Annotated in this window: 7 protein-coding genes and 2 pseudogenes; 4 read left to right on the top strand and 5 right to left on the bottom strand. The window is 70.8% G+C overall.

Annotated elements, in window-relative coordinates:
* Window positions 1-317, bottom strand: a pseudogene (locus G3I65_RS41010) (FAD-binding monooxygenase); the annotation flags it as partial.
* 25 nt (window positions 318-342) lie between these two features.
* Window positions 343-1,701: a nucleotide disphospho-sugar-binding domain-containing protein gene (locus G3I65_RS41005; protein WP_160700857.1), complete on the bottom strand. Its 1,359-nt coding sequence runs from the start codon at window positions 1,699-1,701 to the stop codon at window positions 343-345.
* Between the two features lie 211 nt (window positions 1,702-1,912).
* Between G3I65_RS41005 and G3I65_RS41000 the strand changes: the two genes are divergently transcribed.
* Together G3I65_RS41000 and G3I65_RS40995 are read left to right on the top strand one after the other, a co-directional pair.
* Window positions 1,913-2,434: a pyridoxamine 5'-phosphate oxidase family protein gene (locus G3I65_RS41000; RefSeq protein WP_160700856.1), complete on the top strand. Its 522-nt coding sequence runs from the start codon at window positions 1,913-1,915 to the stop codon at window positions 2,432-2,434.
* Window positions 2,431-3,210 (top strand): bifunctional 2-polyprenyl-6-hydroxyphenol methylase/3-demethylubiquinol 3-O-methyltransferase UbiG, encoded by a 780-nt coding sequence (locus G3I65_RS40995; protein WP_160700855.1) that lies wholly within the window; start codon window positions 2,431-2,433, stop codon window positions 3,208-3,210. Before G3I65_RS41000 ends, G3I65_RS40995 begins: the two co-directional genes overlap by 4 nt.
* 40 nt (window positions 3,211-3,250) lie before the next feature.
* Here G3I65_RS40995 and G3I65_RS40990 read toward each other — a convergent pair whose 3' ends face one another.
* Window positions 3,251-4,414 (bottom strand): DegT/DnrJ/EryC1/StrS family aminotransferase, encoded by a 1,164-nt coding sequence (locus G3I65_RS40990; protein WP_160700854.1) that lies wholly within the window; start codon window positions 4,412-4,414, stop codon window positions 3,251-3,253.
* 146 nt (window positions 4,415-4,560) lie between these two features.
* Between G3I65_RS40990 and G3I65_RS40985 the strand changes: the two genes are divergently transcribed.
* Window positions 4,561-5,205: a dTDP-4-dehydrorhamnose 3,5-epimerase family protein gene (locus G3I65_RS40985; RefSeq protein WP_160700853.1), complete on the top strand. Its 645-nt coding sequence runs from the start codon at window positions 4,561-4,563 to the stop codon at window positions 5,203-5,205.
* A gap of 128 nt (window positions 5,206-5,333) precedes the next feature.
* Entirely contained in the window at window positions 5,334-6,926 is a 1,593-nt protein-coding gene (locus G3I65_RS40980) for an MFS transporter (RefSeq protein ID WP_160700852.1), read from the top strand.
* A 45-nt stretch (window positions 6,927-6,971) separates the two neighbouring features.
* On the opposite strand, the gene G3I65_RS40975 is transcribed toward G3I65_RS40980, so the two are convergent.
* Together G3I65_RS40975 and G3I65_RS40970 are read right to left on the bottom strand one after the other, a co-directional pair.
* Window positions 6,972-7,331, bottom strand: coding sequence for a darcynin family protein (locus G3I65_RS40975; protein ID WP_125311011.1), 360 nt, complete (start codon window positions 7,329-7,331; stop codon window positions 6,972-6,974).
* A gap of 11 nt (window positions 7,332-7,342) precedes the next feature.
* Window positions 7,343-7,691 (bottom strand): annotated as a pseudogene (locus G3I65_RS40970) (3-beta hydroxysteroid dehydrogenase); the annotation flags it as partial.

The following is a 7,691-nucleotide window of genomic DNA, read 5'->3' as shown; positions in this document are numbered from 1 at the left end:
CCGGTCGGGCCCGGGCGCAGCCGGTGCCCGTCGACGTACCAGCGCATGCGCGCCGAGACGTCGCCGACCGCGACCCCGGCGTCGCGCAGCTCGCCGGTCAACCCGGGGAACAGCTCCTCCGCGGCCTGCTGCCCCCGGGCCAGCAGGCCGTGGGCGTGCCGGCCCTGCGGCACGCTCTGGCGCACCTCCGGCCCGGTGAACCGGTCGCGGTCCACCACGACCACCTCGCCGTACACCTCGGCGAGGACGCGGGCCGTGAACAGGCCCGCGATGCTTCCGCCGAGGACGACGGCGCGTTCCGCGCTTCCGTTGCTCATCCCGGCACCTCCTCGGGTTCGGGGCCTAGGCGGCTCTGTCCGTGGCGCGGCTGGAGAAACGCGAAGGCTGCGCGAGCTTCTCCAGCTGGGCGACGACGTCGGTGGGGCTCGGGGCGGTCAGCAGGTCGCCGTAGAGGCGGTCCGTGCCGTCCCGGAAGGACTCCTCGGTGAGGACCCGGGTCACCTGGGCCCGGATCGCCTCGACCGACGGGCGGCTCAGGTCGATCACGTCGCCGGCGCCCGGGCCGGAGACGAACCCGACGGTGGTGGGCGCGACGACGTACCGGGTGGCCGCGACGCCGCCGTCGAGAGCGACCGCGGTGACGTCCTCCTCGAGGAAGTCGACGACGAGCTGCGGCACGCGCGAGGTCGCGGCGGCGATCGTGGTGCCGAAGCCGCCGTGGTGGATCAGCGCGGAGCAGGTCGGCATCAGCTGGTCGAGCGGGACGTAGTCGACCACCCGCACGTTGTCCGGGACGCGGGAGACCGCGCCCAGCTGCTTCTCGTTGAGCGTCGCGATGACCTCGATGTCCAGTCCGCCCAGCGCTTCCAGCAGGACTTCGACGTACTCCCAGCCGGTGGTCATGTAGTTGCGCATCGACAGCCCGAGCGACAGCGCCACCCGGGGCCGGTCCGGCAGCGGGTAGAGCCAGTCCGGGATGACCTCGGCGTTGGCGTGCGGGATCCACCGCACCGGGACCATCGTCGTGTCGACCGGCCAGTTGATGGCGGCCGGCATCGGGTTCAGCGTCCACTGCCCGAGCATCGTCTCCCGGTCGACCGGGACGCCGTACTTCTCCGCCATCGGCCGGATCGTCTCGGCCAGCGGGTTGTCGACGGCCGGCGCGCCCGGGCGCCCGGTGATCTCCTCGAAGGTGTCCAGGCACCAGCCGACGAAGTCCGGCCCGGTGTAGCGGGCGTGCCGGGCGCCGACCGCCCGCGCGGCCACCCCGGCGCCGGCGAAGCACGGGTCCCAGATGACGAGGTCGGGCCGCCAGCCGCGGAAGAACTCGACGAGCCCGTCCATCGCGGGCAGGTTCGCCGCGTCGCCCTGGTAGGGGTTGAAGTCCCACATGGACGGCAGCAGGAACTGGCTGAAGATGTTCCACCGCTCGCGGGCCGCCTCGGGCAGGTCCAGCGCGGTGGTGATCAGCTCGACCTTGGCCCGCTCCTCGGTGTAGGCGTTGCCCGGCCCCATCGGCACCGGCATCGCGGCTTCGTCGCACACGGGGACGAACGGCAGGCCGGAGTTGGTGGCCACGGTGGCGAGCGCCGGGTGCGACACCACGTAGACCTCGTGCCCGGCGGCACGCAGCGCCCAGGCGAGCGGGACCATCGGGTACAGGTGGACGGGGTTCGGCCACAGGGCGAACGCGACGCGCATGACGACTCCTTACATCCTATTTGTTCCCAATGGTCGCTACGTCCCATCCGTGGGTCTTCTTCCCGCTTGCGAGGCCGGTCGGCTCCGACGCCGGTGCCGGGCACTGAGCACCCTCGGAGAAGAAAATCCGGCACCGATCGGTCATGATCACCGGGGAAAGTTGGACAAATGCGACTCTTGCCTCGAACCGGGCTGTGAGGAGGACTGCCGGATGACTGCGGAAGCACCAGAAGGCAAGGTGATCAGCGGGTACGACGCCCCCGCGCCGAGCTGGGAGCTGGTGGAGAAAGGCCTCGTGCACGGGAATTCGACGTACTGGCTTTCGACCGTGCGCCCCGACGGCCGGCCGCACGTCATGCCGTTGTTCGGGGTCTGGGTCGACGGTTCGATGTACTTCACGTCGAACCCCGCCAAGCGCAAGGCGAAGAACCTCGCGGAGAACCCGCACTGCGTGATCACGGCGACGAGTGACGACCTGGACATCGTCATCGAGGGCACGGCCGCGAAGGTGACCGATGAAGCCGAGCTGCGGCGGATCGCCGAGGTGTACATCGAGAAGTACGGCTGGCCGCTCACGGTCGAGGACGGCGCGTACTCGGCGCCCTTCGGCGCGCCCACCGCGGGACCGCCGCCGTACGAGCTCTACGAAGTCACCGTCGGGACCGTGTTCGGCCTGGGTACCTCGGAGCCCTACGGGTCGGGCCGCTGGCGCTTCGAGGAGGCGGCCTCATGACCGCCGACGCCGACCGCAGCTGGGCCGACATCCACGGTGCCTGGGGCGACGCCCACGCCGAGCTGTACGACCTGGTCTTCACCAGCCGCGGCAAGAACTACGAAAACGAAGCCGACGACATCACCCGGATCATCCGGTCGCGGCGGCCCGCCGCGGAGAGCCTGCTGGACGTCGCCTGCGGGACCGGCGCGCACCTCGGCCGCTTCGGCAAGGCGTTCGACCACACCGAAGGCGTCGAACTCGCCGAAGCCATGCGCTCGGTGGCGCGCCGCCGGCTGCCCGGCGTTTCCGTGCACCCCGGCGACATGCGCACCTTCGACCTCGGCCGCACCTTCGACGCCGTCGTCTGCCTGGGCAACGCGATCGCCTGCGTCGAGACCCTCGCCGACATGCGGCTCGCCGTCGCCCAATTGGTCGGACACCTGGAACCGGGTGGCGTGCTGGTGGTCGAGCCCGGCTGGTTCCCCGAGCAGTTCCTCGACGGGTACGTCGGCGGGCACCTGGTCGAGGAGGAGCGGCGGATCGTCTCGCGCGTCACGCATTCCACCCGCCAGGGCGACAGCGCCCGGGTGGAGATCAAGTTCGTCGTCGCCCAGCCGGACGGCATCCGGGAGTGGACGGACGTCTTCCTGATGAAGCTGTTCACCCGCGACGAGTACGTGAGCGCGTTCGAAGACGCCGGCTGCGCGGTCGAGTTCGCCGACATCCCGTGGCGGCTCGGCGAGCGCCCGCACAACGCGCCGGGCCTGTTCATCGCCGTGCGCAAGGATTCCTGACCATCGGACGGCCGGACCCCGACGAGGCCCGGCCGTCCGCTCAGGCCGCCCGCGCCTGCCCGCCGGTGCACGCTTCCCGGATGATGCCGCAGATCCCCGCGATCTCGGCCGGTCCCACGGCCGTCCCGGTCGGCAGTGAGAGCACCCGGTCGCACAACGCTTCCGTGCGCGGCAACGGCAACGGCGTGTGCAGCGCGGGGTTGTCCCGGTAGGGCGGGATCTGGTGGCAGCCGGGGTGGAAGTAGCGCCGGGCCAGCACGTTGTGCCGGGCCAGGGCGTCGAGCACGGCGTCTCGATCGGCGCCGGCGACTTCTCCGTCGACTTCGATGACGATGTACTGGTGGTTCGCGCGTTCCCCGGGAGCCGGCTTGTGCAGGCGCACGCCGTCGAGGCCCGCGAGGCCCGAGCGGTACAGCCGGTGGTTGCGCCGGTTCGCGGAGACGATCGTCTCCATCGCGTCGAGGGAAGTCAGCCCCATCGCGGCGGACGCCTCGGTCATCCGCCCGTTGATGCCGCATACGACCTGGTCCCGCTCGTCGTTCATCCCCAGGTTGCGCATCGCGCGGGCGCGCTCGGCCAGTTCGTCGTCGTCGGTGACGATCGCCCCGCCTTCGAAGCTGTTCAGGTACTTGGTCGCGTGGAAGCTGAACACCTCGGCGACGCCGAAGCCGCCGATCGGCCGGCCGCGGTAGGTGCAGCCGACCGCCTGCGCGGCGTCCAGGATGAGCGGCAGGCCGTGCCGCTCGGCGAGCGCGGCCAGCCGGTCGATCTCGCACGGCCTGCCGAACACGTGCACGCCGACGATCGCGCGCGTCCGCGGGCCGATGAGGCGGGCGACGTGGCCGGGGTCCGCGTTGGCGGTGCCGTCGACGTCGCAGAACACCGGCGTGGCGCCGATCCAGTGCAGTGCGTGCGCCGTCGCGGGCGAGGTGAAGGAGGGGACGACGACCTCGTCGCCCGGCGCGATCCCCGCCGCCTTCGCCGCGATCTGGATGCCCACCGTCGCGTTGCCCACCGGGACGCAGTGCCGGGTACCGGCCAGCGCGGCGACCCGCGCCTCGAATTCCCGCACCAGCGGGCCGTTGTTGGCCAGCCAGTGCCGGTCGAGCGCGCCGCCGAGCCGGTCGAGGAACCGGCTCCGGTCGCCGATGTTCGGACGGCCGACGTGCAGCGGCGTGCTGAACCGCGGCGGTGACCCTGTCATCTGCACTCCTTCCAGCCGGCCGTGTTCCGCGTGATTGCGCACGGTTGGCCTTCTTGGTCCTGTTGATGGCGATCTGACCGTTTTGTGCGCAATAATCCTGCCTCACGTCGTGGCGTTCATCGCCGGTCCGGAAGAGGGTGGGCACATTGGGAGAGGTCCGAGAAGCCAGGGAACTGGCCGTGCCGGGGGCGTTCGAGTTCGGCCCGCGGGTGTTCCCGGACGAGCGAGGCCTGTTCGTGTGCCCGTTCCAGGAAGCGGCTTTCGTCGAAGCGGTCGGCCACCCGCTGAAGGTGGCGCAGCTGAACCACAGCCGGTCCCGGCGCGGCACGATCCGGGGGCTGCACTACGCCGACGTGCCACCCGGGCAGGGGAAGTACGTCTACTGCTCGCGAGGGGCGCTGCTGGACGTCGTCGCCGACATCCGCGTCGGCTCCCCGACGTTCGGCGTGGTGGACGCGGTGCGCCTCGACCCGCTCGAATTCCGCGCGGTGTACGTGCCGGAGGGTCTCGGCCACGCGATCATGGCCCTCGAAGACGACACCGTGCTGTCCTACCTGTGCACGACCGAGTACGACGCGGGCCGCGAGCACGGCCTCGACCCGCTGGACCCGGAACTGGGACTGCCGTGGCCGTCGGACGTCGAGCCGCTGCTGTCGCCCAAGGACCGCGCGGCGCCCCGGCTGGCCGAAGCGCTGGCGGCGGGGCTGCTGCCGCGGTACGAGGAATGCGTGGCGCACTACCGGCGGCTGCGGGAAAACCGCGTGCCCGCCGATTCGACATCGGCGCACTGAATTACGAAGGTAGTGTCGAAACCGCTTCGGCGCCGCAAAGCAGCCCCAACTGCGCATTTTCAAGGATGCCCGCACCGTCGATCGGGTCGAGTGTTGACGGTATATGCCGGACGCATGAAGGGTTTCTCATGACAACGAACAGCTCGACCCACTCCGGTGAGCGGGCGGGCAGGCGGGAGTGGGTCGGCCTGGCCGTCCTCACCCTTCCGACCCTGCTGCTGGCGCTGGACATGAGCGTATTGCTGCTGGCGATTCCGCACGTGACCGCGGATTTGCACCCGAGCAGTTCGCAAATGCTGTGGATCATCGACATCTACGGGTTCACCATCGCCGGGCTCCTGGTCACGAGCGGGAACCTCGGCGACCGCATCGGGCACCGGAAACTGCTGATGATCGGCGCGACGCTGTTCAGCGCGGCGTCGGCCGTGGCCGCGTTTTCGACCAGCGCGACGATGCTCATCATCGCCCGTGCGGCGCTCGGGATCGCCGGGTCCACTTTGGTCCCGACCGAGATGGCCCTGATCAGCAACATGTTCCGCGATGCGAAGCAGCGCGGCATGGCGCTCAGCATCTGGACGAGCTGCTTCATGGTCGGCCTGGCGATCGGCCCGCTCGTCGGCGGCGTGATGCTGTCGGCGTTCTGGTGGGGTTCGGTGTTCCTGCTCGGCCTGCCGGTGATGGTGCTGCTGCTCATCGCCGCGCCGATCCTGCTGCCGCGCTCCGAACCCGGGACGGCGGGCGGCAGGCTGGACCTGATCAGCGCCGGCCTTTCGCTCGCCGCGGTCCTGCCGGTCATCTACGGCCTCAAGGAGCTGGCGCGCGGTGAGTCCGTGCTCGTGCCGACCGTGGTCCTCGTGGTGGGGCTGCTCTTCGGCACGGCGTTCGTCCGCCGTCAGCGCCGGCTCGCCGACCCGCTGCTGGACATCCGGCTGCTCGGCCGGCCCGCGTTCAGCGGCGCGCTCGGCATCCTGCTGCTCGGCGGGTCCACGATCAGCGGCATCCTGCTGCTGTTCAACCAGTACCTGCAGCTGGTGCTCGGCCTGTCGCCGCTGAACTCCGGCCTGTGGCTGATCCCGTACACCGTCGCGATGATGGTCGGGTACATGATCGCGCCGCCGCTGGCGCAGCGGTTCCGCCCGGCGTTCGTCATCGCCGTGGGGATGGCCGTCTCCGCCGCCGGTTTCCTGGTGCTCACCCAGGTTCCGGTGACGAACGGGCTGCCGGTCACGGTGATCGGCACGGTGCTGGCGACCGGCGGGCTCTCCCCGATGGTGGTGCTCGGCATCAACCTGGTGATCGGCTCGGCCCCGCCGGAGAAGGCGGGCGCGGCCGGCGCGATTTCCCAGACCAGCAACGAGCTCGGCATCGCGCTCGGGATCGCCCTGTTCGGCAGCATCGCGACCGCCGCCTACCGCGGGCAGATCGAGGTGCCGGCCGGGGTGCCCGCGGACGTCGCCACCGCGGCCCACGGCGGCATCGCCGAGGGCACGGCCGCCGCCCAGGGCCTGTCCGGCCAGGCCGGCAGCACGCTGCTCACGTCCGTCCGGGAGGCGTTCACGAGTGGGTTCGCCGTCGCGGCGCTGGTCTGCGCGATCCTCATCGCGCTGCTCGCCACGCTCGCGCTGGTCCTGTTCCGCAACGTCCGCCTGGACGGCGAAGCGGCCGCGCCGGCCGACACCGACATCACGCCGGAACCGGTGGAGGCCGAGGAAGCCGCGTAGCGCTCCGGAGCGCCGGGAGCGATGTGCTCCCGGCGCTTCCGGCGTTCACTCGAGGTCGACGGTGGCGAAGGTGCTCATGCCGTAGTTCTTCGCGTACCCGTTTTCCACCCCGACCAGGATCTCGGTGATCTCGAAGTACCGGTCCCAGAACGGGGTTTCGCGCAGGGCCTCGATCACCAGCTGGTAGGACTGGTGGTCGGCGGCCTCCCACACCCAGACGTCGGTGACGCGCGCGGAGTAGAACTCGGTGTCGAAGAACCGCGACCGCACCCCCTTCGCCTTTTCCTTGACGACCGGGAGGATCTCGGTCTCGAACGCGTGCACCCGCTGCGCCACCGTGAGACCCAGCCACTCGGGCGTCGTCTTCACGAGCATGAACGCGGTGACTTCGGCTTCGAAGGACATGACTTCTCCGTTCAGGCGTAGGCGCCGGCTTCGATGTCCTCGACCAGGCCTGGCCCGGACGGCGTCCAGCCGAGCAGCTCGCGCGTGCGGGCGCTCGACGCCGTCATGTCCAGCGCGAAGAACCGGCCGACGAACCCGAAGTGCTCGGCAACCTTTTCGGGGGCCAGCGAGACCGCCGGGACGTCGAGCGTGCGCCCGACCGCCTCCGCGATTTCCCGCGCTGTCACGGCTTCCTCCGCGACGGCGTGCAGCTTGGTCCCGGCCGGCGCGCCTTCGAGGCCGAGGCGGACGAGCCGGGCCGCGTCCGGGCGGGCGACCGCGGACCACGCCGTGGTGCCGTCGCCGGGGTAGGCCGACACG

Origin of the sequence: Amycolatopsis sp. SID8362, assembly GCF_010550475.1 — a bacterium.
GTDB classification, from domain to species: Bacteria; Actinomycetota; Actinomycetes; order Mycobacteriales; family Pseudonocardiaceae; genus Amycolatopsis; species Amycolatopsis eburnea.
This window is presented reverse-complemented; position numbering and strand designations above follow the sequence as displayed.